This window comes from Variovorax sp. PAMC26660 (assembly GCF_014302995.1).
Classification (GTDB): Bacteria; Pseudomonadota; Gammaproteobacteria; order Burkholderiales; family Burkholderiaceae_C; genus Variovorax.
Window position 1 is genome coordinate 1,033,126 of the sequence record NZ_CP060295.1, and the last position, 24,568, is coordinate 1,057,693.

General features: G+C 65.7%; 21 protein-coding genes. 11 read left to right on the forward strand and 10 right to left on the reverse strand.

Annotation, left to right across the window (positions count from 1 at the left end; translation table 11 throughout):
- Positions 1-14 precede the first annotated feature (14 nt).
- The 8 genes from ubiB to serA all read right to left on the reverse strand — a co-directional run bounded on the left by ubiB (position 15) and on the right by serA (position 10,807).
- Positions 15-1,580, reverse strand: coding sequence for a ubiquinone biosynthesis regulatory protein kinase UbiB (gene ubiB / locus H7F35_RS04905; RefSeq protein ID WP_187111838.1), 1,566 nt, complete (start codon positions 1,578-1,580; stop codon positions 15-17).
- Positions 1,577-2,146 carry an SCP2 domain-containing protein gene (locus tag H7F35_RS04910; RefSeq protein ID WP_187111839.1) on the reverse strand — a complete coding sequence of 190 codons (570 nt, stop codon included), beginning with the start codon at positions 2,144-2,146 and terminating at the stop codon, positions 1,577-1,579. The genes ubiB and H7F35_RS04910 overlap by 4 nt, the downstream gene beginning before the upstream one ends.
- 59 nt (positions 2,147-2,205) lie before the next feature.
- Positions 2,206-3,237, reverse strand: coding sequence for a Tim44 domain-containing protein (locus H7F35_RS04915; RefSeq protein ID WP_187111840.1), 1,032 nt, complete (start codon positions 3,235-3,237; stop codon positions 2,206-2,208).
- 32 nt (positions 3,238-3,269) lie between these two features.
- Positions 3,270-4,001 carry a bifunctional demethylmenaquinone methyltransferase/2-methoxy-6-polyprenyl-1,4-benzoquinol methylase UbiE gene (gene ubiE, locus H7F35_RS04920; RefSeq protein ID WP_187111841.1) on the reverse strand — a complete coding sequence of 244 codons (732 nt, stop codon included), beginning with the start codon at positions 3,999-4,001 and terminating at the stop codon, positions 3,270-3,272.
- A gap of 157 nt (positions 4,002-4,158) precedes the next feature.
- Positions 4,159-4,572, reverse strand: a complete 414-nt coding sequence (locus H7F35_RS04925; protein WP_187111842.1) for a gamma-butyrobetaine hydroxylase-like domain-containing protein — start codon at positions 4,570-4,572, stop codon at positions 4,159-4,161.
- Positions 4,572-5,009 (reverse strand): HIT family protein, encoded by a 438-nt coding sequence (locus H7F35_RS04930; protein WP_187111843.1) that lies wholly within the window; start codon positions 5,007-5,009, stop codon positions 4,572-4,574. Before H7F35_RS04930 ends, H7F35_RS04925 begins: the two co-directional genes overlap by 1 nt.
- Positions 5,006-8,884, reverse strand: coding sequence for a DUF3683 domain-containing protein (locus tag H7F35_RS04935; RefSeq protein ID WP_187111844.1), 3,879 nt, complete (start codon positions 8,882-8,884; stop codon positions 5,006-5,008). The genes H7F35_RS04930 and H7F35_RS04935 overlap by 4 nt, the downstream gene beginning before the upstream one ends.
- Positions 8,885-9,574: 690 nt before the next feature.
- Positions 9,575-10,807 (reverse strand): phosphoglycerate dehydrogenase, encoded by a 1,233-nt coding sequence (gene serA / locus H7F35_RS04940; protein WP_187111845.1) that lies wholly within the window; start codon positions 10,805-10,807, stop codon positions 9,575-9,577.
- A 227-nt stretch (positions 10,808-11,034) separates the two neighbouring features.
- Here serA and ugpB point away from each other — a divergent pair, with 227 nt between their 5' ends.
- The 6 genes from ugpB to H7F35_RS04970 all read left to right on the forward strand — a co-directional run bounded on the left by ugpB (position 11,035) and on the right by H7F35_RS04970 (position 18,584).
- Complete coding sequence (ugpB, locus tag H7F35_RS04945) at positions 11,035-12,345, forward strand: sn-glycerol-3-phosphate ABC transporter substrate-binding protein UgpB (RefSeq protein ID WP_187111846.1); 1,311 nt, start codon at positions 11,035-11,037, stop codon at positions 12,343-12,345.
- Positions 12,346-12,444: 99 nt separating this feature from the next.
- On the forward strand, positions 12,445-13,326 hold the full coding sequence (ugpA, locus tag H7F35_RS04950) for a sn-glycerol-3-phosphate ABC transporter permease UgpA (RefSeq protein WP_187111847.1): 882 nt from the start codon (positions 12,445-12,447) through the stop codon (positions 13,324-13,326).
- Between the two features lie 36 nt (positions 13,327-13,362).
- Positions 13,363-14,214, forward strand: a complete 852-nt coding sequence (ugpE, locus tag H7F35_RS04955; RefSeq protein ID WP_187111848.1) for a sn-glycerol-3-phosphate ABC transporter permease UgpE — start codon at positions 13,363-13,365, stop codon at positions 14,212-14,214.
- A 140-nt stretch (positions 14,215-14,354) separates the two neighbouring features.
- Positions 14,355-15,362 (forward strand): sn-glycerol-3-phosphate ABC transporter ATP-binding protein UgpC, encoded by a 1,008-nt coding sequence (gene ugpC / locus H7F35_RS04960; RefSeq protein WP_187111849.1) that lies wholly within the window; start codon positions 14,355-14,357, stop codon positions 15,360-15,362.
- A gap of 3 nt (positions 15,363-15,365) precedes the next feature.
- On the forward strand, positions 15,366-16,112 hold the full coding sequence (gene ugpQ, locus H7F35_RS04965; RefSeq protein WP_187111850.1) for a glycerophosphodiester phosphodiesterase: 747 nt from the start codon (positions 15,366-15,368) through the stop codon (positions 16,110-16,112).
- Positions 16,113-16,163: 51 nt separating this feature from the next.
- A complete protein-coding gene (locus H7F35_RS04970) occupies positions 16,164-18,584 on the forward strand; it encodes a DUF3772 domain-containing protein (protein WP_187111851.1) in 2,421 nt (806 codons plus the stop codon).
- Between the two features lie 313 nt (positions 18,585-18,897).
- Here the strand turns inward: H7F35_RS04970 and H7F35_RS04975 are convergent, their stop codons facing one another.
- Positions 18,898-19,368 (reverse strand): Lrp/AsnC family transcriptional regulator, encoded by a 471-nt coding sequence (locus H7F35_RS04975; RefSeq protein WP_187114145.1) that lies wholly within the window; start codon positions 19,366-19,368, stop codon positions 18,898-18,900.
- A 264-nt stretch (positions 19,369-19,632) separates the two neighbouring features.
- Between H7F35_RS04975 and H7F35_RS04980 the strand changes: the two genes are divergently transcribed.
- From H7F35_RS04980 to H7F35_RS04995, 4 genes are all read left to right on the forward strand, one after another.
- Positions 19,633-20,559: an ABC transporter substrate-binding protein gene (locus H7F35_RS04980; RefSeq protein ID WP_261803748.1), complete on the forward strand. Its 927-nt coding sequence runs from the start codon at positions 19,633-19,635 to the stop codon at positions 20,557-20,559.
- Between the two features lie 73 nt (positions 20,560-20,632).
- Complete coding sequence (locus tag H7F35_RS04985; RefSeq protein ID WP_187111853.1) at positions 20,633-21,559, forward strand: ABC transporter permease; 927 nt, start codon at positions 20,633-20,635, stop codon at positions 21,557-21,559.
- Positions 21,559-22,353, forward strand: coding sequence for an ABC transporter ATP-binding protein (locus H7F35_RS04990; protein WP_187111854.1), 795 nt, complete (start codon positions 21,559-21,561; stop codon positions 22,351-22,353). Before H7F35_RS04985 ends, H7F35_RS04990 begins: the two co-directional genes overlap by 1 nt.
- Positions 22,353-22,865, forward strand: coding sequence for a GNAT family N-acetyltransferase (locus H7F35_RS04995; RefSeq protein ID WP_187111855.1), 513 nt, complete (start codon positions 22,353-22,355; stop codon positions 22,863-22,865). The genes H7F35_RS04990 and H7F35_RS04995 overlap by 1 nt, the downstream gene beginning before the upstream one ends.
- A 7-nt stretch (positions 22,866-22,872) precedes the next feature.
- Here H7F35_RS04995 and H7F35_RS05000 read toward each other — a convergent pair whose 3' ends face one another.
- Positions 22,873-23,151, reverse strand: a complete 279-nt coding sequence (locus H7F35_RS05000) for a hypothetical protein (RefSeq protein WP_187114146.1) — start codon at positions 23,149-23,151, stop codon at positions 22,873-22,875.
- Positions 23,152-23,264: 113 nt separating this feature from the next.
- On the opposite strand from H7F35_RS05000, the gene hemA reads away from it, so the two are divergent.
- The gene (gene hemA, locus H7F35_RS05005; RefSeq protein ID WP_187111856.1) at positions 23,265-24,536 is read left to right on the forward strand and encodes a glutamyl-tRNA reductase; all 1,272 of its coding nucleotides are present in this window, start codon (positions 23,265-23,267) and stop codon (positions 24,534-24,536) included.
- Positions 24,537-24,568: the final 32 nt, after the last annotated feature.

Below are 24,568 nucleotides of genomic sequence, written 5' to 3' on the forward strand. Positions count from 1 at the left end.
GGACTGACCAGCGCCTAGAACAGGCGCACGCGCACCAGCAACTGCATGGCGAGCAACCCCAATACAAAACCTATGCCACCGTAGACGATGGTCTGCAGCAACCGGTTGGTGCGCTTCTGCTCGGCCAGCAGTTCAAGCAGCTCGCGGCGGTTGTCGGCGGGCCGATTCTCAAGGAAATCGTGCAGCAGGCGCGGCAATTGCGGCAGCAATTTCGCGTAGCGCGGCGCCTCGGCCTTCAGTTGCTGGAACAGCTTCTTGGGGCCGATCTGGTCGACCATCCACTTCTCGAGGAAGGGCTTGGCGGTGTGCCAGAGGTCCAGCTCGGGGTCGATGCTGCGGCCCAGGCCTTCGATGTTGAGCAGCGTCTTCTGCAGCAACACCAGTTGCGGCTGGATTTCGACATGGAAGCGGCGCGAGGTCTGGAACAGGCGCATCAGCACCATGCCCAGAGAGATTTCCTTCAGCGGCCGGTCGAAGTACGGCTCGCAGACGGTGCGGATCGCGGCTTCGAGTTCGTCGATGCGCGTGCCTTCGGGCACCCAGCCGCTTTCGAGGTGCAGCTCGGCCACGCGCTTGTAGTCGCGCCGGAAGAAGGCCACGAAGTTCTGCGCGAGGTACTCCTTGTCCGACTCGGTCAGCGTGCCGATGATGCCGAAGTCCAGCGAGATGTAGCGCCCGAAGGTCTCGGGCTCCAGGCTCACCTGGATGTTGCCCGGGTGCATGTCCGCGTGGAAGAAGCCGTCGCGGAACACCTGCGTGAAGAAGATCGTGACACCGTCGCGCGCCAGCTTGGGAATGTCGACGCCGGCCGCGCGCAGGCGGTCCATCTGGGCAATCGGCACGCCGGTCATGCGCTCCATCACGATGACTTCGGGGTGGCAGAAGTCCCAGAACATCTCGGGAATGAGCACCAGCTCCAGCGAAGCCATGTTGCGGCGCAACTGTGCCGCGTTGGCCGCCTCGCGCACCAGGTCGAGCTCGTCGTGCAGGTACTTGTCGAACTCGCCGACCACCTCGCGCGGCTTCAGGCGCTTGCCGTCGGGCGAGAGCTTCTCGACCCAGGCGGCCATCATGGCCATCAACCCCAGGTCTTTCTCGATCACGCCACGCATGTTGGGCCGCAGCACCTTGACCGCGACATCGCGCAGCTCGCCCTCTTTGGTGCGGATGACGGCAAAGTGCACCTGCGCGATCGATGCACTGGCGATCGGGGTTTCGTCGAACTGCACGAAGACATCGCCCACGGGACGGCGGAACGCACGCTCGATGGTCGCAATGGCCACCGCCGAAGGGAACGGCGGCACGCGGTCCTGCAGGAAGGCAAGTTCGTCGGCGATGTCCGGTGGCAGCAGGTCACGCCGGGTCGACAGCACCTGGCCGAACTTCACGAAGATGGGGCCGAGGCGCTCCAGCGCCTCGCGCAGCCGCTGGCCGCGCGGCGCATCGAGGTTGCGCCCGACCGAGACGACGCGCGCCACCACGCGCAGCCAGGGCTTCTGGAAGCTCGTGAGCACGAGCTCGTCGAGGCCGTAGCGCAGCGCGATCCAGACGATGAACAGGCCGCGGTAGAAGCGCCTCATTCGGCCTTGCCCGCCGAGCCAGGCGCCGAACCGCCGGCATGTGCCGTGCGGTCGCCGACAAACTGGCGCAGCGCGCCCACGACACGTCGCACGCCATTGCCCAGGGTGTACGCAGGCACATCGCCGATCACGCGGGCAAGGTCGTCCTCGACATCCCAGCGCACGTGGTCGACCAGCCAGTTGACCTCGGCGGCCAGTTGCACGTCGCCGACGATCTGCACCGAAGGCTTGTCGCCGCGCAGCGTGGCGCGGGCGATGTCGAAGGGGGAGTCGTCGGTCACGGTCAGGGTGAGTTCGGGGACCGAGCCTTCAGGCGCCAGGTCGAGCAGCCCGGCCGGCGTGGCCACCAGCTCCATCGTCACGAAGCGCCACTGGAAACGCACCACCCGCCCCTGCTGACGCAGCAGCCGCTGCTGGGCCTCGGGCTCCTGCTGCAGCACATGGTTCAGGAACAGCACCGCGCGGTGCTGGATCTCGTGGACCGCCCAGCCTGGAGGCTGCAGGCGTTCGCCAATGCGATTGAAGAGGTCGCCGAGAAAAGAAAAAGGGGACGATGGTGTAGCCATGGTCCCCATTATCCCGTCACTGCCGCGGCCCTGTGACGGCCGCGCTTCAGCTTTTTGCTTTACTGCAGTGCTTGCACACCGGCCACGAGCCAGCCGCTGTTGCCGCTGGTCGGCTTGGTCATGTTCCAGACTTCGCGGAACGGGCCGGGGCCTGCCGAGGCGTCTTCGCGGATCATGCCGGAGAACTCCACGCTGGCCATGTAGGCGTCGGGCAGCTCTTCGATGCCGAGCAGCTTGGCGTCGAGCATCACGACTTCGGTCTTGTTCGAGGAACCGCCGGTATGGCCGGCGCGATCGGCCAGTTGCGTGCGAATTTCTTCGACCATGCTGTCGGTCATCATCGAACGCAGCGTCGAGACATCGGCGCGATCCCATGCGTCCTGCAGCGTCACGAAGTTGCGCTTGGCGGCGCCAAGGAAGCCTTCCACGTCGAAGCCGGCGGGCGTGCCCCAGGCCTGCGAGCCGACCAGCGCCGAACCGATCATGCTGCCACCAGCCGCAGCACCTGCCGCGGAGAGGCTGCTGCCGTGACGGTCTGCATCCACTGCAGGCGTGGCGTCGAAGGCGGTCGCACTGCGCTCCCACGGACGGGCCGATGCATCGTTGCCCACGTTGGCCGGGCTGTATTGCGCGGGGGCGCTGGCGTTGGTGGCACTGCCGCCTGCGCCCTGGAACGCGAAGCCACCCTGGCGATTGGCACCAGAAGCTTGCGAGCGCGCCTTGATCATGCGCCACACCACCACACCAGCCAGCACCAGCAGGCCGATCAGCAGGATGTTGCCGAAGCCGGCGCCAAGGCCGAGCGAATGTGCGAGCCACGCGAGGCCCAGGCCGGCTGCGAGGCCGCCGAGCATTGCGCCCCACGGACGCTTCGGTGCGGCGGCTGCGGCCGGCGTTGCGGGCTTGGCCGCTGCGTTGGTGGCGTTCTGCTGCGCGGGTGCACCGGGCGATGCGGGAGGCGTGGCCTGGCGTTGCGTCACGTTGGACGACTGACGCCCGACGGACTTGCCACCACCCATGCGAGCGGCTTCAGCCTGGACACTGCCCAGCACCAATGCAGCCGCCAAAAACAAAGTACCCAAATTCTTCATGTCGTCTCCTCTTGAGCGAAAGATTCGCCTCATCAACACTTGATTCCAACATGGAGGGCAGCCACGCCACCCGTCATGTTGTGATAGTCCACATGTCCGAAACCGCCCTCTTTCATGAGGGTCTTGAGCTCCTCTTGCGCGGGATGCATCCGGATCGATTCGGCGAGATAGCGATAGCTCGCATCGTCACCAGCCACGAGCTTGCCCAGACGCGGCAGCACGTTGAAGGAGTACCAGTCGTAGACCTTGGCAAGCGGCTTCGCGACCTTCGAGAACTCGAGCACGAGCAACTTGCCGCGCGGCTTGAGCACGCGGTTCATTTCCTTGAGCGCAATGTCCTTGTGCGTCATGTTGCGCAGACCGAAGGCCACGGTGACGACATCGAAGTGGTTGTCGGGAAAGGGCAGTTTTTCTGCGTCGCACACCATCGTGGGCAGCGACACGCCGGCGTCGAGCAGGCGGTCGCGGCCGGTGCGCAGCATGGCTTCGTTGATGTCGGTGTGAACCACCTGGCCGGTGGCGCCAACCTTCTTGGCGAAGGCCATGGCGAGGTCGCCGGTGCCGCCCGCGATGTCGAGCACGCGCGAGCCTTCGCCCACGTTCGCAACCATCACGGTGTATGCCTTCCAGGCGCGATGCAGGCCGGCCGACATCAGGTCGTTCATGATGTCGTAGCGCGTGGCGACCGAATCGAAGACGCCGCGAACGCGCTTCGCCTTCTCGCTTTCGTCGACTTTCTCGAAGCCGAAGTGTGTGGTACTCATGCAACCGATGTTAGGCCGGAAGCCTGCACATCAAGCTGACGACCCCGCACGCACGCCGGACATTTGTTGCTTTTTTCGTCAAACACAGGTGCGCCACAACGCGCGCCCTTCCTGCCTGTAGGGCTATCTTTTCAATAGCACGGGCCGGCTGCGGGCCTCAGTGGCTGCTGCAGGCGTGGCCGCTCTTGTCGATCATCGGCGCGTCGCGGTCGACACCCGCCAATGCAAGGCGCCGCTCGTACTCGGCCCACAGCTCGACCTGCTTCGCACCCAGTTCATAGAGCAGGTCCCACGAGTAGATGCCGGTGTTGTGGCCATCGCTGAAGGTCGGCTGCACGGCATAGTTGCCGACCGGCTCCAGATTGGCCAACTCGACCTCGCGCTTGCCGGTCTGCAGGATCTCCTGACCCGGCCCATGCCCCTGCACTTCGGCGGACGGCGAATAGATGCGCATCAGCTCGAAGGGAATGCGGAAGGTCGCGCCGTCCGAGAAGCCGACCTCGAGCACACGCGACTGACCATGCACGGTGATCGCTTGCGGCGTCGGTGCGCCCGGTTTCAAACCTGCCATCAGAAACTCCTTGTGACCAGTCGCTCGATCATCGCAGCCTCGATGGCCGGCAGGTGCGCCGTCACATCCGCCTGCTGCGCCGCATTCACCTCGCGTTGCACCGGCGCCCAGACCGAGCCGGGGAAATGGCTGTCGTCCGCAAAGCGCGCGATCACGTGCCAGTGCAGGTGCGGCACCATGTTGCCGAGTGCGGCGAGATTGATCTTGGCCGGCTTCAGGTGCTCGCGCAGGCACTGCTCGACCACCGTCACCGCCTCCATGCACAGCACGCGGTCGGCGGCATCGAGATCGGAAAACTCCGCCGCATGCTCGCGCCAGATCACGCGATAGAACGCCGGAAAGCCAACCTCTTGCGCATGAACGACGCGCAGCTTCGCGCCCTCGAACACGACACGGCCACCGGGGCCTTCGCAGAAAGGACAGCCCTGCACCTTCATACCAGCACCCGTTCGATGCCGCCGTGATTGGCGGCCGCCACGTATTGCGGCATCCAGTCGGCGCCGAGGATCTTGTTGGCCATCTCGACCACGATGTAGTCGGCTTCGAGCAGGCCGTTGTTCAGGTCGTCGCCATAGCGCGAGAGGCCTTGCAGGCAGCTCGGGCAGCTGGTGAGGATCTTCACGTTGTCGGTCGCGCCGACCGTGCCGCTCTCGCGCAGCGCGGCCTCGCCCTTCTTCAGTTCCTCTTCCTTGCGGAAGCGAATCTGCGTCGAGATGTCGGGCCGCGACACGCCCAGCGTGCCCGACTCGCCGCAGCAGCGGTCGTTCTTGAGCACGTTGTCGCCGACCAGCGCCTTCACGGTCTTCATCGGGTCCTGCAGCTTCATCGGCGAATGGCAGGGGTCGTGGTACAGGTAGCCACCGCCGCCCGCACCGGCCAGCGTGATGCCCTTTTCAAGCAGGTACTCGTGGATGTCGATGATCCGGCAGCCCGGGAAGATCTTGTCGAACTGATAGCCCTGCAGTTGGTCGTAGCAGGTGCCGCAGCTCACCACCACCGTCTTGATGTCGAGGTAGTTGAGCGTGTTGGCGACACGGTGGAAGAGCACGCGGTTGTCCGTGATCATCTTCTCGGCCTTGTCGAACTGGCCGCTGCCGCGCTGCGGATAGCCGCAGCACAGGTAGCCCGGCGGCAGCACCGTTTGCACGCCCGCATGCCAGAGCATCGCCTGTGTCGCGAGGCCGACCTGCGAGAACAGCCGCTCCGATCCGCAGCCCGGGAAGTAGAAGACCGCCTCGGTTTCCGACGTGGTCGACTTCGGGTTGCGGATGATCGGCACGTAGTCCGCATCCTCGATGTCGAGCAGCGCGCGCGCCGTCTTCTTCGGCAGGTTCCCCGGCATCTTCTTGTTGATGAAGTGGATCACCTGCTCCTTGATCGGCGCCGGACCCAGCGTGGCCGGCGGTGCGCCGGTCTGCTTCTTCGCAAGGCGCCGCAGCAGGTCGTTGGCCAGGCGCTGCGCCTTGAAGCCGACGCCCACCATGCCCGCGCGCACCATCTTGATGGTCTGCGGGTTGGTCGCGTTGAGGAAGAACATCGCAGCCGCGTTGCCGGGACGGAAGCTCTTCTGTCCCATCTTGCGCAGCAGGTTGCGCATGTTCATCGATACGTCGCCGAAGTCGATCTTCACCGGGCATGGCGTGAGGCACTTGTGGCAGACCGTGCAGTGGTCGGCCACGTCCTCGAACTCTTCCCAGTGCTTGATGCTGATGCCGCGCCGCGTCTGCTCTTCGTAGAGGAAGGCCTCGACCAGCAGCGAGGTCGCGAGGATCTTGTTGCGCGGGCTGTAGAGCAGGTTGGCGCGCGGCACGTGCGTGGCGCACACCGGCTTGCACTTGCCGCAGCGCAGGCAGTCCTTCACGCTGTCGGCAATGGCGCCGATGTCGCTCTGCTGCATGATCAGCGACTCGTGACCCATGAGGCCGAAGCTCGGCGTGTAGGCATTGGTCAGGTCGGCGTGCAGCGTGACGGCTTCGCCCGCAGGCGCGCGCAGCAGCTTGCCCTTGTTGAAGCGGCCTTCGGGGTCGACCCGGGCCTTGTATTCGGTGAACGGGCGCAGCTCTTCGTCGCTGAGGAATTCGAGCTTGGTGATGCCGATGCCATGCTCGCCCGAGATCACGCCGTCCAGGCTGCGCGCCAGCGCCATGATGCGCACCACCGCGGCATGCGCGGTCTGCAGCATGTCGTAGTTGTCGCTGTTGACGGGGATGTTGGTGTGTACGTTGCCGTCGCCCGCGTGCATGTGCAACGCAACCCACACGCGGCCCTTGAGCACGCGTTTGTGGATCGCGGTGCATTCGGCCAGGATCGGCGCGAACTCGCCGCCCGAGAAAATTTCCTGCAGCGGCTGACGCAACTGCGTCTTCCAGCTCGCGCGCAGGCTGTGGTCCTGCAGTTGCGGGAACAGCGCGTCGACGTTCTGCAGCCAGCCGGCCCACAGCGCGCGCGTGTCCTGCACCAGCGACACGGCCTGCGCCACGCGGTCTTCGAGCAGCTCGGCCGCCGGAATCTCGTGTGCGTCGTCGGTCTTGCCCAGCGGCAGGTTGCCGCGCGTGAGGAAGGCTTCCAACTCGTCGGTCAGTGCGAGCTTGTTCTGCAGCGACAGCTCGATGTTGATGCGCTCGATGCCATCGCTGTACTCGGCCATGCGCGGCAGCGGGATCACCACGTCTTCGTTGATCTTGAAGGCGTTGGTGTGCTTGCTGATGGCGGCCGTGCGCTTGCGGTCGAGCCAGAATTTCTTGCGTGCCTCGGGGCTGATGGCGATGAAGCCTTCGCCGCTGCGCGAATTGGCGATGCGCACCACCTCCGAGGTGACGCGCGCCACCGCATCGGCGTCGTCGCCCGCGATGTCGCCGAACAGCACCATCTTCGGCAGGCCACCGTGCTTTTTCGACTTGGTGGCGTAGCCCACGGCTTTCAGATACCGGTCGTCCAGGTGTTCGAGGCCGGCCAGCAGCACGCCCGAGCGCTTCTGCTCGGCGAACATGAAGTCCTTGATCTCGACGATGCTGGGCACTGCGTCTTTCGCATTGCCGAAGAATTCGAGGCACACCGTGCGCGTGTGCGAAGGCATCTTGTGCACCACCCAGCGGCAGCTGGTGATGAGGCCGTCGCAGCCCTCTTTCTGGATGCCCGGCAGGCCCGAGAGGAACTTGTCGGTCACGTCCTTGCCGAGACCTTCCTTGCGGAAGCTCTTGCCGGGGATGTCGAGCTGCTCGGTGCGCAGCTTGGTCTTGCCGTCGGCCGCGTAGTACTGCAGCTCGAACAAAGCGCGCTCGGCGTCGTGGATCTTGCCCAGGTTGTGGCCGATGCGCGTGACTTCGAGCCATTCGGCCTGCGGCGTGACCATGCGCCACGAGGCGAGGTTGTCGAGCGCCGTGCCCCAGAGCACAGCCTTCTTGCCACCGGCGTTCATCGCGACGTTGCCGCCGACGCACGAAGCTTCGGCCGAGGTCGGATCGACCGCGAACACGAAGCCCGCGCGCTCGGCCGCATCGGCCACGCGCTGCGTGACCACGCCGGCTTCGGTCCAGATGGTGGGCACGGGCGCTTCGAGGCCGGGCAGCGAGACGTGCTCGACCTCGGTCATCGCCTCCAGCTTCTCGGTGTTGATGACGACGCTGTTCCAGGTGAGCGGAATCGCGCCGCCGGTGTAGCCGGTGCCGCCGCCGCGCGGAATGATGGTCAGGCCCAGCTCGATGCACCCCTTGACCAGCAGCGCCATTTCGGTCTCGGTGTCGGGGCACAGCACGACGAAGGGGTACTCGACACGCCAGTCGGTGGCGTCGGTCACGTGGGACACGCGCGAGAGGCCGTCGAACTTGATGTTGTCCTTGGCCGTGAGCCGGCGCAGCACGCGGGTGGCCTTGCGGCGCAGCGCGGCGACGTTGCTGAACATGGTGTCGAAGGTGGACACCGCGTTGCCCACGAGGTGGGTCAGCTCGCCCACGAGTTGGTCACGCGGCAGGTCGCTGTCGGGGGTGCGGCGCTTCTGCACCTCGGTCAGCCGGTGCTTGAGCGCATCGACCAGTTGGCCGCGGCGACGCGGGTTGTCGAGCAGGTCGTCGACGAGGTAGGGGTTGCGCTGCACGACCCAGATGTCGCCCAGCACTTCATAGAGCATGCGTGCCGATCGGCCGGTGCGGCGCTCGGCACGAAGGGTCTGGAGCAGGTCCCAGCCGCGTTCGCCCAGCAGGCGAATCACGATCTCTCGGTCAGAGAAGCTGGTGTAGTTGTACGGGATCTCGCGCAGTCGTGCGGGCTCTGCGGCCTGCGACAACAACGCGTTCAACGCGGTCGGAGCATTCATCGGGTGGGGCCCTTGGCCAGGCGCTGCGCGCCCATGTAGCCGGGGGGTGGATTTTAGGGCAGGGCTTGGGGGCTTTGCCTGTGGGTTTTTTGTTGCCCTTGTGCTAGGGGAGCGAAGAGTGCTTCTTGCGGGGGCATTGGATATCGAGCGCGCTCGATATGGAGGGCGCCCGGTACGCGGTGTGGCGCAGTCAGCCCCACTGTGCCGGCCCTTCGGGCTCCCCTGCGGTGCTCACGCTTCGCGGGGTCTCGCAGAACTCGCTGCGCTCAAACAGCTGCGAGCCCTGATTCGCGAAACGCTGCGCTCCTCGGCGGCCCAGAGGGGCCGACCACGCCGCACCGCATACCGGGCTTGGGGGTGAATGAAGGCCCTGTACTTCTTTGAGGCCGTCTGCCCTCACCCCAACCCTCTCCCAGAGGGAGAGGGAGCAAGACAAGGAGCGGGCTCCGCAGAGGGGGAATCAACAACCGCTCTGCTCACGGCGATGGGCGCTGTGCCCTTGGGTGGGCGTTGAGGCACCGCCGAGCAGCGCAGCGACGGGCGGATCAGGGCTCGCAGCTGTTTGAGCCGAAGGCGAGTTCTGCGAGACCCCGCCCGTCGTGAGCAGCGCAGGGAAGCCCGAAGGGCCGGTGACGTCGGCCGCCCAAGGGCACAGCGCCCATCGCCGAGCCCTCCGGACGAACCAAAGCCTCAGAACAGCACGCGACTCCGAATCGTCCCGTTCACCTTCGCCAGCTTCTCCAACGCCAGGTCCGAAGAAGCAGCCTCGATGTCCATCACCACATACCCGACCTTCTCGTTCGTCTGCAGGAACTGGGAAGCGATGTTGATGTGGTTGTCTGAAAAGATCTTGTTGATCTCGGACAGCACGCCCGGCACGTTCCGGTGAATGTGCAGCAGCCGGTGCTTGCCAGGGTGAGCAGGCAGTGCCACCTCGGGGAAGTTGACCGACGACGTCGATGTTCCGTTGTCGCTGTACTTCACCAGCTTCTCGGCCACTTCCAGCCCGATGTTGGCCTGCGCCTCCATCGTCGAGCCGCCGATGTGCGGGGTCAGGATCACGTTGTCCAGGCCACGCAGTGGCGACAGGAACTCGTCCTTGTTGCTGCGCGGCTCCACCGGAAACACGTCGATCGCGGCGCCCAGCAGCTTCTTCTGTTTGAGCGCCTCGGCCAGCGCTTCGATTTCGACCACGGTCCCGCGCGATGCATTGATCAGGATCGAACCCGGCTTCATGGCAGCGATTTCCGTCGCGCCGATCATCCATTGCGTGGCCTGCGTCTCGGGCACGTGCAGCGTCACGATGTCGCTTTGCGCCAGCAACTGGTGCAGATCGCGCACCTGGCGGGCATTGCCCAGCGGCAGCTTGGTGACCACGTCGAAGAACGCGACATGCATGCCCAGCGCCTCGGCCAGCACCGACAGCTGCGCGCCGATGGAGCCGTAGCCCACGATGCCCAGCGTCTTGCCGCGGATTTCGAATGCGTTGTCGGCCGACTTGAGCCAGCCGCCACGATGCGCCACCGCGCTTTTTTCGGGCACGCCGCGCAGCAGCAGGATCGCTTCGGCCAGCACGAGTTCGGCCACCGAACGGGTATTGGAGAAGGGTGCGTTGAACACCGCCACGCCATGTTCGCGGGCGGCTTCAAGATCGACCTGGTTGGTGCCGATGCAGAAGCACCCGGCCGCCACCAGCTTGTGCGCAGCCGCAAAGACTTCGGCCGTCAGTTGGGTCCGCGAGCGGATGCCCACGAAGTGCACGTCGGCGATCTTGGCTTTGAGTTCTGCATCGGGCAAAGCGCCCGGCAGCGACTCGATGTTCGTGTAGCCGGCGGCGCGCAGAACCTCCACGGCCGAAGGGTGGATGCCCTCGAGCAAAAGGAACTTGATCCTGCTTTTGTCGAGGGAGGTTTTGCTGCTCATGACGTACTCAAGGAAGCCCCGGCCACGGCGACAAGCTAGGCCAAAAAAGGGAGGGCGATGCTAGCATGGTGCATCGCAACATGCAGGGCTGCAGCCCGCGCCGGGCTTGACGCCAAAGGGGTTTCCCCGATTGGAATAGGCCCCGGGTCCGTGCGCCAATGTGACGCGGCTGTGTCATCCACATGCCCTAGCATCCGCGCTTACTATTTTTCCCTTCAGGAGTCTTCATGCGATTCAAGACGCTCGCGCTGGCATCGGCGCTGGCCGCCACGCTGTTCAATACAGCCCAGGCCCAGACAGAGATCCAGTGGTGGCATTCCATGACCGCCGTCAACAACGAGTGGGTCAACGACCTGGCCAAGCAGTTCAACGAGAGCCAGAAGGAATACAAGATCGTGCCGACCTTCAAGGGCACGTACGACGAATCGATGACGGCTTCCATTGCGGCCTTCCGCGCCGGCAACGCGCCGCACATCCTGCAGGTGTTCGAAGTGGGCACCGCCACCATGATGGCCAGCAAGGGCGCGATCATTCCGGTCGGCCAGGTCATGAAGGACGCGGGCGAGAAGTTCGATCCGGCCGCCTACATTCCCGCCGTGGCCGGTTACTACACCGCCCCCAACGGCCAGATGCTGAGCTTCCCGTTCAACAGCTCGACGACCATCTTCTATTTCAACAAGGACGCCTTCAAGGCGGCCGGCCTGCCGACCGACAAGGCACCGTCGACCTGGCCCGAAGTGGTGGCCGCGGCCGCCAAGCTCAAGGCGAGCGGCCACAAGTGCCCGTTCACCACGGCCTGGCAGAACTGGACGCAGGTCGAGAGCTTCTCGGCCTGGCACAACGTGGAATTCGCCAGCAAGGCCAACGGCCTGCAGGGCCTGGACGCCCGCCTGAAGGTGAACTCGCCGCTGCACCAGCGCCACATCGAGAACCTGGCCAGCATGGCCAAGCAGGGCCTGTTCGTCTACAAGGGCCGCGGCAACGTGCCTGAAGCCTCGTTCGTCTCGGGCGAGTGCGCCATGATCAACACGTCGTCGGGCTTCTACGGCAACGTCGCCAAGAACGCCAAGTTCGCCTACGGCCTGGCACCCCTGCCCTACTACCCGGACGTGCCGGGCGCACCGCAGAACACTGTGATCGGCGGCGCCAGCCTGTGGGTCATGTCGGGCAAGAAGGCTGCCGAATACAAGGGTGTGGCCAAGTTCTTCAGCTTCATCTCGACGCCTGAAGTGCAGTCCGCCAGCCACAAGCGCACGGGCTACCTGCCCGTGACCACCGCGTCGTACAAGCTCACAGAGGAATCGGGCTTCTACAAGCAGAACCCCGGCACCGACGTGGCCGTGACGCAGATGATCCGCAAGGTCACCGACAAGAGCCGCGGCATCCGCCTGGGCAACTACGTGCAGATCCGCGCCATCGAGGACGAAGAGCTCGAACAGGTCTGGAACGGCAAGAAGACGGCCAAGGAAGCCCTCGATGCCATCGTGACGCGCGGCAATGAACAGCTGGAACGCTTCCAAAAAGCGAACAAAAGCTAACGATTGAAGCTCCGGGCCTCCGTGTCCGGCTAATATCGCCCGCCCCCGCTCTCCCTTCACCAAGGGTGAGCCGGGCGGGATTTTTTATGTAGAGGGTTCATGGAAAAACGCGTTTTCTTTCGCTCGGGCTGGCTGCCCTGGCTGCTGCTGACACCGCAAATGGCGGTGATCCTCGTGTTTTTCTTCTGGCCGGCGGGGCAGGCCATCCTGCAGTCGCTGCAGCAGCAGGACGCGTTCGGCACGTCGGTCGAGTTCGTCGGGCTCGACAACTTCAGGCAACTGCTGAACGACTCGAGCTATGCCGCGTCGTTCAAGACCACCGCCGTGTTCTCGGTGCTGGTGGCAACCATCGGCATCAGCCTGTCGCTGATGCTGGCCGTGTTCGCCGACCGCATCACGCGCGGCGGCACCTTCTACAAGACGATGCTGATCGTGCCCTACGCCGTGGCGCCCGCCGTGGCGGCCGTGCTGTGGGTCTTCATGTTCTCGCCCTCCCTGGGCGTCGTGGCCTATGCGCTGGGCAAGATCGGCATCAACTGGAACCACCTGCTCGACTCGGGCCACGCCATGACGCTGATCGTGATGGCCTCGGTGTGGAAGCAGATTTCCTACAACTTCCTGTTCTTCCTGGCCGGCCTGCAGTCGATCCCGAAGTCGCTGATCGAGGCCGCGGCCATCGACGGCGCACGCCCGTGGCGCCGCTTCTGGACCGTGCAGTTCCCGCTGCTGTCGCCCACCACCTTCTTCCTGCTGGTGATCAACGTGGTCTACGCCTTCTTCGACACCTTCGCGATCGTCGATGCGGCCACCCAGGGCGGCCCGGGGCAGGACACCACCATCCTGGTCTACAAGGTCTATCACGACGGCTTCAAGAACCTGGACCTCGGCGGCTCAGCCGCGCAGTCGGTCGTGCTGATGGTGATCGTGGTGGCGCTGACCGTCATCCAGTTCCGCTACGTCGAGAAGAAGGTCCAGTACTGATGAAACAGCAGAAAAACAAATCCGGCGGGGTGCACCATGGTTGAGAAACGCGGCACCCACGGCATCCTGGCCCACGTCATCATGATCCTGGGCGTCCTCATCGTCGCCTTCCCGCTCTACCTGGCGTTCGTGGCCTCCACGCACACCGCGCAAGAGATCGTGCAGGCGCCGATGCCGCTGCTGCCCGGCCCCCACATGTGGGACAGCTACAAGGCCGCGCTCTTCGGGCGCGAAACCAGCGCGGGCTCCAACGCTCCCGTGGCGCACATGATGTGGGTGAGCTTCGTGACGGCGATGGTGATCGCCATCGGCAAGATCTCGATCTCGCTGCTGTCGGCCTTTGCCATCGTCTACTTCCGCTTCCCGTTCAAGAAGATCTGCTTCTGGGCGATCTTCGTGACGCTGATGCTGCCGGTGGAGGTGCGCATCCTGCCCACCTACAAGGTGCTGTCGGACCTGAACATGCTGAACTCGTACGCGGGCCTGACGGTGCCGCTGATCGCGTCGGCCACCGCCACCTTCCTGTTCCGCCAGTTCTTCCTGACGGTGCCGGACGAACTCACCGAAGCCTCGCGCATGGACGGCGCGAGCCCCATGCGTTTTTTCTTCGACGTGCTGCTGCCGCTGTCCAAGACCTCGATCGCGGCGCTGTTCGTGATCCAGTTCATCTACGGCTGGAACCAGTACCTGTGGCCGCTGCTGGCGACCACGAGCGAAGACATGTACCCCGTGGTGGTCGGCATCAAGCGAATGATTGCCGGCGGCGACGGACAGAACGAATGGAACGTCGTGATGGCCACCGCCATCCTCGCGATGCTGCCGCCCGCGCTGGTGGTGATCCTGATGCAAAAGTGGTTCGTCAAGGGCCTTGTGGACACTGAGAAATAGGCTCGCCCCCAGGCTGCGCGCACTTCGTGTCGCTTCGCCAACCCCCTACCGGGGGCACCACCAGCGGCCCGGCAAAGCCGGTTCCGCGGTGGTTCTGGAAATAACAGTGCCTCGCAATAGAGGCCGAAATCGAGAAGAACATGGCTGCTCTTTCCCTACGCAACGTCATCAAGCGCTACGGCCACGGGCCGAAAGCCAACCAGGTCATCCACGGCGTGAGCGCCGAGATCGCCGACCATGAATTCATCGTGATCGTCGGGCCCTCGGGCTGCGGCAAGTCCACGCTGCTGCGCATGGTGGCCGGCCTGGAAGAAATCTCCGCCGGCCAGATCGCCATCGGCGGCAAGGTGGTGAACGAACTCGAACCCTCCGAGCGCGACATCGCGATGGTGTTCCAGAACTACGCGCTCTACCCGCACATGAGCGTGTTCGCCAACATGGCCTACGGCCTGAAGATCGCCAAGGTGCCGGTGCCCGAGATCAAGGTGCGCGTCGACAAGGCCGCAAAAATTCTCGAACTCGGCCATCTGCTCGAGCGCAAGCCGCGCGAACTCTCCGGCGGCCAGCGCCAGCGCGTGGCCATGGGCCGCGCGATCGTGCGGCAGCCGCAGGTCTTTCTGTTCGACGAACCGCTGTCGAACCTCGACGCCAAGCTGCGCGCGCAGACCCGCCTCGAAATCCAGAAGCTGCACCGCGAACTCGGCATCACCTCGCTGTTCGTCACGCACGACCAGGTCGAGGCGATGACGCTGGCGCAACGCATCATCGTGATGAACGGCGGCGTGATGGACCAGTTCGCCACGCCCGAAGAGGTCTACAACCGCCCCGCCACCACCTTCGTGGCGAGCTTCATCGGCTCACCGCCCATGAACCTGCTCAAGCACGCGCCGGGCGTGCGCCCGGGCCAGATCCTGGGCATTCGCCCCGAGCACATGAAGCTCGACGAAAACGGCTGGACGGTACAGGTCGAGCAGGTCGAACTGCTGGGCGCCGAGCGCCTGGTCTATGGCCGCATCGGCGAAGAGCAGATCATCATGCGCACCGACGAAGGCGACCACCCGCCGGTGGCAGGCGACACCGTGAAGATCGCGGCGCGCGAAGAGAAGCTGCACTGGTTCGACGCCGGTTCCGGCAAACGCGCAGACTGAGCGATGGCAGCGCTGAAACCCTGGCCCTACCCCCGCTGGGTGGCTCATCGCGGCGCCGGCAAGCTCGCGCCTGAGAACACGCTCGCAGCCTTCAAGCTCGGCGCATCGCACGGCTACCGCATGTTCGAGTGCGATGCCAAGCTCAGCGCGGACGGCGTGCCCTTCCTGATGCACGACGCCACGCTCGACCGCACCACCAGCGGCCACGGCACCGGCGGCGCGCAGCCCTGGAGCGCGCTGTCGCAGCTCGATGCGGGCGGCTGGCATTCGCGCAGCTTCGCGGGCGAACCGCTGCCCACGCTGGAGAACGTCGCGCGCTTCTGCCGGGCCAACGCATACCTGCTCAACATCGAGATCAAGCCGACGCCTGGCACCGAACGCGAGACCGGCGAGGTGGTGGCACGGGAAGCCGCGCGCCTGTGGCTGGGCGCTGCAATTCCCCCGCTACTCACGTCCTTCCAGGTCGAATCGCTGAAGGGCGCGCTCGCCGTGCAGCCCGAGCTGCCGCGCGGCCTGCTGCTCGACACGCTGCGCGGCGACTGGCTCCAGACCGCGCTGGACCTCGGCTGCGTGGCCGTCGTCTGCAACCATGCGCTGTGGGATGCGGCCGTGGTCGCCAAGGTGCATGGCGCCAGCCTGCGTGCATTGAGCTACACCGTCAACGACGACTGGGCCGCGCAGCGGCTGATCGACCTGGGCACCGACGGCATCATCACCGACAGGGTGGACCTGTTCAGTCCCGCCGGCTGACGCTGCATTTCTTACCGGCGCTTACGACATGGCGGCTTCTATGATGCGGCCATGAGTTGGACCCTACGCCTCGCGACCTTCTTCCTTGCCGCCCTCCTGATGTGTGGCGGCGCGCTGGCGCAACCGGACAGCAGCAACAGCAGCGGCGCCGTCACGGCCGCGCCGGCCCCCACGGTGGCCGAGCTGCGCGCGCAGTTCACCAAGATCCCGGCCTCCGCCGAAACTGACGAGGACGCGCGCAAGCTGCTCACGCAGATCAACGATATCGGCACGCAGGCCGACAAGTTCGTCACCGCACGCACCGGCGAGCTGGCCGACCTGAATGCACGGCTCGGTGAACTCGGCAACCCGCCCGCTGCGGGCGCCACCGAAGACCCCGACATCACACGCCAGCGCGCGCGCCTGACCAAGGAGCGCAACGCACTGGACGCCGACATCCGCCTGGCGCGCCTGCTGTCCGTCGATGTGCGCCAGCGCGGCACCGATCTGGTGAGCCAGCGCCGCGCGCTGTTTGAGGCGCAACTGACTGAGCGCGCGGCCTCGCCGTTGACCGGCGAGTTCTGGAGCGACCTGAAGGAAGCCTGGCCCGACGACCTGGAGCGCCTGCAAGGCATGGCCTCCGCGGTCAACGACGGCCTGCTGACCGCCACCCAGCCCCAAACGCGCCTGCAGGTGATCGCCGCCCTGATCGGCGCACTGCTGCTCGCCGTGCTCGGCAACTGGGCCGCCGAGCATGCCCTCACCCGCATGGCCGCGCGATTCCTGCCAGCCGGACGCCTGCGCCGCTCGGTGCTGGTGATCGGCATCGTCGCGAGCCATGTGCTGCTGGTCGCCGTGGCCGCGCACGGCTTCGTCCAAGTGCTCAAGGAATACGCCACCTGGGAACCGCAGGCGCGCAAGGCGCTGCAGTCGATGGCGCAGGCGCTGGTGTTCATGGCTTTCGTGATCGGGCTGGGCCGCGGGCTGCTGGCCACACGCCGGCCCTCATGGCGGCTGCCGCCGATTCCCGATGCCATGGCCACGCGCCTGGCCGCCCTGCCCTGGTTGGTCGCGCTGGTGGCGGCGCTGGCGTGGACGCCGGCCGAGGTCAATGCGCTGATCGACGCGAGCTTCGCGGCCGTGGTCGCCACGCATGTGCTCACGGCGTTGATGCTCACGGCGCTGGTCGCCTCGGTGCTCTACCTGGTGAAGCCGTTGCGCGCCGACGCACCGGAAGCCGGGCTGCCGGAGCGGCCGATGTGGGTCGGCCTGCTGGTGGCGCTGATCGGCGCGCTGATGATCACGATCTGGGTGCTGGTGGCGCTGGGCTACGTGGCGCTCGCGAGCTTCCTGGCCTCGCAGATCACATGGAGCGGCATCGTGGCCGCGGCCTTCTACGTGCTGTTCAAGTTCGCGGACGACGTGTTCATGGCCGTCGTGTCGTCGCGCAGCACCTTCGGCCAGCGGCTGCAGAAGAGCTTCAACCTCGCGCCGCAGACGCTGGACCAGGCCGCGACGGTGCTCTCGGCGATCAGCCGGGTCGCGCTGTTCTTCTACATGCTGATCGCGCTGGCCGCGCCACTGGGCACCGGCCCCGGCGAGGTGTTCCAGCGCAGCGGCAAGTTCGGCTCCGGCGTGAAGGTGGGCGAGTTCCAGCTGGTGCCGGGTGCGATCTTCAGCGCCATCTCCGTGGCGGTGGTCGGCTTCGTCGTGCTGCGCGTTTTCAAGCGCTGGCTCGAGCGCAGCTACCTGCCCAACACGCAGCTCGAGCCCGGCATGCAAAGCTCGATCACCACGCTGCTGGGCTACGTCGGCGGCATCCTGGTGATCGCGTTCGCGCTGTCGGCGCTGGGCATCGGCATCGAGCGCATCGCGTGGGTGGCGAGCGCGTTGTCGGTGGGTATCGGCTTCGGCTTGCAGGCCATCGTGCAGAACTTCATTTCGGGCCTGATCCTGCTGGCCGAGCAGCCGGTGAAGGTGGGCGATTGGGTGGTGCTGGGCACGGCCGAGGGCGACGTGCGGCGCATCAACGTGCGCGCCACCGAAATCCAGTTGGGCGACCGCTCGACACTGATCGTGCCGAACTCGGAGTTCATCACCAAGACCGTGCGCAACATGACGCTGGCCAATGCCGAAGGCCGCGTGCTGATCCGCCTGCCGATGCCGCTGACCACCGACGCGCAGCGCGTGCGCGAGCTGATCCTCGAGGCCTGCCGTTCGCACGAAGGCGTGCTGGAGACGCCGGCGCCATCGCTCACGCTCGAAGGCATCGAGAACGGGCTGCTGATCTTCCAGGCGATCGCCTATGTGGCGAGCCCCCGTCTGGCGGGCGGCGTGCGCAGCGACCTGCTGTTCGTGATCCTCGACGAGCTCAAGAAGGCCGCGCTGCCGATGGCGACGCCGACCACGTTCATGATCGCGCCCACCGAGCCGGCCGCGGCTGCTCCGGCGCCTGCGACGTCGAACTCGCCGATCCCTGGCATGCCGACCTGAGCTTGTCTGCAGACTGGTTGGGGCGCTGTTGCTGCTGTTCGTTCAGGGCGTCGCTCACGCCGACACGGTGCTCTTTTTCGCGAATGTCCCCCGCTTCGCTCCTCCTTTATTTCGCGAAAAAGAGCCCCGTATCGGCGCGAGCGATCAGAGCACTTGTTGATCGGCGATTACCAGCAGCGTGCCCATGTGCGAATGACGCCGGGTGCTCCCCGCAGCGAAATAAAGGAGGAGCGAAGCGGGGGACATTCGCGGAGGGGAGCACCTGGTGTCATTCGCACGCGCCCCGAATGAACCCGCTCGAAGAGCACCCGATTCAATCCAGCGGCAACGCAGTAGTGCACTTGATCTCGTTGAGGCACACGCTCGAGCGCACCGCCGACACGCCCGGCATGTGCATCAGCGTGTGCATCAGGAACTGTGAAAGCGCCTCCAGATCCTGCGCGACGACCTTGAGCACGTAGTCGAAGTCGCCCGTCACCGAATAGCACTCCAGGATCTGCTTCAGGTCTGCAATCAGGTCCTGGAACTTGGGCAGTTCATCGACATGGCCACGGGCCATGGTCACGTGGATGAAGGCGATCACGCCCAGCCCGACATGGCGCGCATTCAGCCGCGCCGCATAGCCGCTGATCAGGCCCAGCTCCTCCAGCCGCCGATGCCGCCGCAGGCACTGCGCAGGCGAGAGATTGGCCACTTCCGACAGCTCCACGTTCGATGCGCGGCCGTGCACCTGCAAGTGCTCCAGAATCTTCCGGTCGATCCTGTCGAGTTCGATCTCATGCAACTTCATCTCTCGAATCCTCCGATACATGAAATTATATTTCCCAAAGCGGGGTAAGCCCGAGGGGTTCATGCACCTTAATTGTGCAAAGTACGATCTAGACTCCGAAGCTGCCGGAATTGCATGCCGCAATTTCCGGATCGCTGAATTCCCTGCCCCGGCCCCGTCGGCGGCCTCATCAGACACACCCATCCCCCATCCGGAGACCCTCACGTGAAAAACGCTTTGCTTCGCACTCCCTTCAGCGCAGTGGCCCTGGCCCTCGGCATGCTGGCCGCCGCGCCGTCCTTCGCGGCCGACATGAAGTCGGTGGCCGTGACCGCCATCGTCGAACACCCGGCCCTGGATGCCGTGCGCGATGGCGTGAAGGCGGAGCTGAAGGCCGCCGGCTACGAAGAAGGCAAGAACCTCAAGTTCAGCTACCAGAGCGCACAGGGCAACGTGGGCACCGCCGCCCAGATCGCCCGCAAGTACATCGGCGATGCACCCGACGTGATCGTCGCCATCGCCACGCCGTCGGCGCAGGCCGTGGTGGCCGCCACCAAGACCATTCCGGTCGTGTACTCGGCCATCACCGACCCGGTCGCCGCCAAGCTGGTGAAGAACTGGGACGCCACCGGCACCAACGTGACCGGCGTGTCGGACCTGTCGCCGCTCGAAAAGCACGTTGCGCTGATCAAGCAGGTGGTGCCGAACGCCAAGCGCATCGGCGTGATCTACAGCCCCGGTGAAGCCAACTCGGTGGCCATCGTCGCCGCGCTGAAGAAGGCCGCCGCCGACGCCGGCATGACCGTGGTCGAAGCCGCCGCCGCGCGCACCGTGGACGTGCCGACCGCCGCGCAAAGCCTGGTGGGCAAGGCCGACGTGATCTACACGCCGACCGACAACAACGTGGTCTCGGCCTTCGAGGGCATCGTGAAGGTGGCGCAACAGGCCAAGCTGCCGGTGGTGGCCGCCGACACCGCCACCGTCGAGCGCGGCGCCGTGGCTGCCCTGGGCCTGAACTACAGCGACATCGGCCGCCAGACCGGCAAGATCGTGGTGCGCATCCTCAAGGGCGAGAAGCCCGGCACCATCGCCTCGCAGACCAGCACCAACTTCGAGCTGGTGGTGAACCCCGGCGCGGCCAAGCTGCAGGGCGTGACGCTGTCCGATGCGCTGCTGAAGACGGCGAAGGTCGTGAGCACCAAGTAAGCCCTCCGCAGGCCCGCTTGCCTCGTTTCAATAACGGGGGCGGGCCTGTTCCTGCCTCGCCGGAAGCCCCCACATGTCCCTCATTGCATCGCTGGGCGCCATCGAGATCGGTCTGATATTCGGACTGGTCGCGCTGGGCGTCTTCATGTCGTTTCGCATCATCAATTTCCCCGACCTCACGGTGGACGGCAGCTTTCCGCTGGGCGCCGCCGTGGCCGCGACGCTGATCGTCGCCGGCTGGAACCCGGTGCCAGCCACCGTCGTGGCCTGCATCGCCGGTGCCGCTGCCGGTTGGGTCACCGCCTGGCTCAACGTCAAGCTCAAGATCATGCAGTTGCTCGCGAGCATCCTGGTGATGATTGCGCTGTACTCCATCAACCTGCGCGTGATGGGCAAGCCCAACGTGGCGCTCATCACCGAACCCACCGTGTTCAGCATGGTCGACTTCGGCGGCATGCCCGAGCAGTGGGCCAAACCATTGCTACTGCTGCTGATCGTGATCGCGGCCAAGATCGTCGTCGACATGTTCTTCGCCTCCGAAGCCGGGCTCGCGATGCGCGCCACCGGCGGCAACGCGCGCATGGCGCGGGCCCAGGGCATTTCGACCGACTTCCACACGATGGCGGGCCTGGCCCTGTCGAACGCGCTGGTGGCGCTGGCCGGTGCGCTGTTTGCGCAGAGCCAGGGCACGGCCGACATCTCGATGGGCGTGGGCACGATCGTGATCGGCCTGGCCGCGGTGATCATCGGCGAGACGCTGCTGCCCGCGCGCAGCATGGTCATCACCACGCTGGCCTGCGTGCTGGGTGCGCTGCTGTACCGCTTCTTCATCGCGATGGCGCTGAATACCGACTTCATGGGCCTGCAGGCGCAGGACCTGAACCTGGTCACCGCCGTGCTGGTGGCCGTCGCGCTGCTGGTGCCTGCCTACAAGCGCAAGCTGGGCAAGCTGTTCGGCCGCTCGAACAATGGCAATGGCGCTTCGAAGGGGAAGAACTGATGCTGCGCGCCCAACACCTTGAAATGACCTTCAATCCGGGCACGCCGATCGAGAACCGCGTGCTGCGCGGGCTCGACCTGGAGATTCCCACGGGCCAGTTCGTCACCGTGATCGGCTCCAACGGCGCGGGCAAGTCGACCTTTCTGAATGCGGTGAGCGGCGACCTGATCGTCGACCACGGCAGCATCGAGATCGACGGCAAGGACGTGACCCGCATGAACGCCTGGCAGCGCTCGGGCATGGTGGCCCGCGTGTTCCAGGACCCGATGGCCGGCACCTGCGAGGCGCTGACCATCGAGGAGAACATGGCGCTGGCATGGAAGCGCGGCGAGCGGCGCGGCTTCGGCTTCTCGCTCAACCGCAACCTGCGCGAGCTGTTCCGCGAGAAGCTGTCTATCTTGAAGCTGGGGCTGGAAAACCGGCTGGCCGACCGCATCGGCCTGCTCTCGGGCGGGCAGCGGCAGGCGGTGAGCCTGCTGATGGCCTCGCTCAAGCCTTCGCGCATCCTGCTGCTGGACGAACACACGGCGGCGCTGGACCCGAAGACCGCAGCCTTCGTGCTGGAGCTGACGGCCAAGATCGTCGAAGGCAGCCAGTTGACCGCGATGATGGTCACGCACAGCATGCGGCAGGCGCTGGACTACGGCTCGCGCACGGTGATGCTGCATGAAGGCCAGGTCATCCTCGATGTGGCCGGGCCGCAGCGCGCGGGCCTGGACGTGCCCGACCTGCTGCGCATGTTCGAGCAGACGCGCGGCGAAAAGCTCGACGACGACAAGCTGCTGCTGGCCTGATGGGGACGAATGCCGTCTTCGTGCGTGCGATGCGCGCGGACGACCTCGACGCCGTGCTCGCGATCCAGCTCGCCTGCTATGGCGCGGGGTTCGTGGAAGACGGTGCACTGATCGCGCGGCGGCTCGCGACCGCGCCGCACACGGGCTGGATCGCCGAACACGAGGGCCGCGTGCGGGCCTATCTGGCGGGCTACCCGTCGATGGCCGGCAAGCTCACGCCGCTGCACGGCGAGTTCGAAGTCGCACAGGAACCCGATTCGCTGTACCTGCATGACCTGGCGGTGCATCCCGAGGCTTCAGGGCTGGGCCTGGGGCCAGCGCTAGTACGCCATGCCTGGGCCCATGCCACGCAGGCAGGCTGGCGGCATTCGACGCTGGTGTCCGCGCAGGCCTCGGTGGGCTTCTGGGAGCGCCAGGGTTATGTGACGGCGCAACCTGCGGGTTCGGACCAGCAGGCCCGGCTCGCGACCTACCCCGGCGCGTCGGTCTACATGGCCCGACGGCTGGACTGACCGGCTTTCAGCGCCGCCAGCCGCGCATCGCTAGCCATTGGACGGTGCCGCAGACCACCACGAGCGCTGCATAGGTCGCCATGGTTCCGTCGCGTCCGAACACCACGAGACCGGCCACCGACACCGCCACGCCGGCCGCGAAGGTCAGCGCCCACTGCATCCACCAGCGAGGAACGCCCGCGCGTCGCCCTCCCAGATACCGGCCGGCAAAGACCAGCACAAGGGCGATGAAGGCCGCGGGTGCGACGAAATTGAGGAGGTGGTTGAGGAGGTCCAGCAGGTCCATCGGGTGGGCCACGCGCAGGCGTCGCGTCATGCGGCAGAGGTTATGGCTGTCATAGGGAATGCCATTTGTCCCTCGGCAACCCTGGAGCGGCTGCTGATTTTATAATCACGGCCATGTCAGTCTGGGCTCTCGGCTTGAACCACACGACCGCGCCGCTCGATCTGCGCGGTCGTTTCGCGTTCGCGCTCGATCAGATCGCCCCCACGCTGCAGAGTTTGCGCAGTTCTTTCGGCAGCGGCAGCCACCCCCAGGTCGAAGCCGCGATCATCTCCACCTGCAACCGCACCGAGATCTACTGCGCCTCCGAGCACATCGCGCTGGACCACACCTTCGGCTGGCTGGCCCAGAGCGGCGGCGTGGCCCCTGCCCTGCTGCGCTCGCACGCCTACACCCTGCACGACGACGAAGCCGCCCGCCACGCCTTCCGCGTGGCCAGCGGGCTCGACTCGATGGTGCTCGGCGAAGCCCAGATCCTCGGCCAGATGAAAGACGCCGTGCGCGCGGCCGAAACCGCCGGCGCACTGGGCAGCACGCTCAACCAGTTGTTCCAGCGCTCGTTCGCGGTCGCGAAAGAAGTGCGCACCGCCACCGAGATCGGCGCGCATTCGATCAGCATGGCGGCTGCGGCCGTTCGGCTGGCCGGCCAGCTTTTTGAAGATCTGCATCAAACGCGCGTGCTGTTCGTCGGTGCGGGCGAAATGATCGACCTGGCCGCGACGCACTTCGCAGCCAAGGACCCGAAGTCCATCGCCATTGCCAACCGCACCCTCGAACGCGGCGAGAAGCTGGCCTCGCGCTTCGGTGGCGAGGCGATGCACCTGGCCGACCTGCCGGCACGGCTGGCCGAATTCGACATCGTGGTGAGCTGCACCGCGAGCACGCTGCCAATCATCGGCCTGGGCGCCGTCGAGCGCGCGCTCAAGGCGCGCAAGCACCGCCCGATGTTCATGGTCGACCTGGCCGTGCCGCGCGACATCGAACCCGAAGTGAAGGCGCTGGAAGACATCTACCTCTACACCGTGGACGATCTCGCTCAGGTGGTGCAGCAGGGCCAGGCCAACCGGCAAGCCGCCGTGGCACAGGCCGAAGTGATCATCGATGCCGGCGTGCAGAGCTTCATGCACTGGCTGGGCCAGCGCGGCACGGTGCCGCTGATCCAGCAGCTCAACGCGCAGGCCGACGAATGGCGCGCCGCCGAGATGGCACGGGCGCGCAAGCTGCTCGCCAAGGGCGAATCGATCGATGCGGTGCTCGAAGCCATGTCGCGCGGGCTCACGCAGAAGATGATGCACGGCGCCATGGCCGAGCTGCATGCGGGCGATGCCGCATCGCGCGAGCAGACGGCGCAGACCATCTCGCGCCTGTTCCTGCGCAAAGAGCGTTAGCGACGCTGGTCAGCGGCCCGGCCCTGTGTGCC

Bases quoted from the DNA above. Each gene is read 5' to 3' on its own strand.
- ubiB (WP_187111838.1), bottom strand. From the start codon at position 1,580: ATGAGGCGCTTCTACCGCGGCCTGTTCATCGTCTGGATCGCGCTGCGC.
- H7F35_RS04910 (WP_187111839.1), bottom strand. From the start codon at position 2,146: ATGGCTACACCATCGTCCCCTTTTTCTTTTCTCGGCGACCTCTTCAAT.
- H7F35_RS04915 (WP_187111840.1), bottom strand. From the start codon at position 3,237: ATGAAGAATTTGGGTACTTTGTTTTTGGCGGCTGCATTGGTGCTGGGC.
- ubiE (WP_187111841.1), bottom strand. From the start codon at position 4,001: ATGAGTACCACACACTTCGGCTTCGAGAAAGTCGACGAAAGCGAGAAG.
- H7F35_RS04925 (WP_187111842.1), bottom strand. From the start codon at position 4,572: ATGGCAGGTTTGAAACCGGGCGCACCGACGCCGCAAGCGATCACCGTG.
- H7F35_RS04930 (WP_187111843.1), bottom strand. From the start codon at position 5,009: ATGAAGGTGCAGGGCTGTCCTTTCTGCGAAGGCCCCGGTGGCCGTGTC.
- H7F35_RS04935 (WP_187111844.1), bottom strand. From the start codon at position 8,884: ATGAATGCTCCGACCGCGTTGAACGCGTTGTTGTCGCAGGCCGCAGAG.
- serA (WP_187111845.1), bottom strand. From the start codon at position 10,807: ATGAGCAGCAAAACCTCCCTCGACAAAAGCAGGATCAAGTTCCTTTTG.
- ugpB (WP_187111846.1), top strand. From the start codon at position 11,035: ATGCGATTCAAGACGCTCGCGCTGGCATCGGCGCTGGCCGCCACGCTG.
- ugpA (WP_187111847.1), top strand. From the start codon at position 12,445: ATGGAAAAACGCGTTTTCTTTCGCTCGGGCTGGCTGCCCTGGCTGCTG.
- ugpE (WP_187111848.1), top strand. From the start codon at position 13,363: ATGGTTGAGAAACGCGGCACCCACGGCATCCTGGCCCACGTCATCATG.
- ugpC (WP_187111849.1), top strand. From the start codon at position 14,355: ATGGCTGCTCTTTCCCTACGCAACGTCATCAAGCGCTACGGCCACGGG.
- ugpQ (WP_187111850.1), top strand. From the start codon at position 15,366: ATGGCAGCGCTGAAACCCTGGCCCTACCCCCGCTGGGTGGCTCATCGC.
- H7F35_RS04970 (WP_187111851.1), top strand. From the start codon at position 16,164: ATGAGTTGGACCCTACGCCTCGCGACCTTCTTCCTTGCCGCCCTCCTG.
- H7F35_RS04980 (WP_261803748.1), top strand. From the start codon at position 19,633: ATGCTGGCCGCCGCGCCGTCCTTCGCGGCCGACATGAAGTCGGTGGCC.
- H7F35_RS04985 (WP_187111853.1), top strand. From the start codon at position 20,633: ATGTCCCTCATTGCATCGCTGGGCGCCATCGAGATCGGTCTGATATTC.
- H7F35_RS04990 (WP_187111854.1), top strand. From the start codon at position 21,559: ATGCTGCGCGCCCAACACCTTGAAATGACCTTCAATCCGGGCACGCCG.
- H7F35_RS04995 (WP_187111855.1), top strand. From the start codon at position 22,353: ATGGGGACGAATGCCGTCTTCGTGCGTGCGATGCGCGCGGACGACCTC.
- H7F35_RS05000 (WP_187114146.1), bottom strand. From the start codon at position 23,151: ATGGACCTGCTGGACCTCCTCAACCACCTCCTCAATTTCGTCGCACCC.
- hemA (WP_187111856.1), top strand. From the start codon at position 23,265: ATGTCAGTCTGGGCTCTCGGCTTGAACCACACGACCGCGCCGCTCGAT.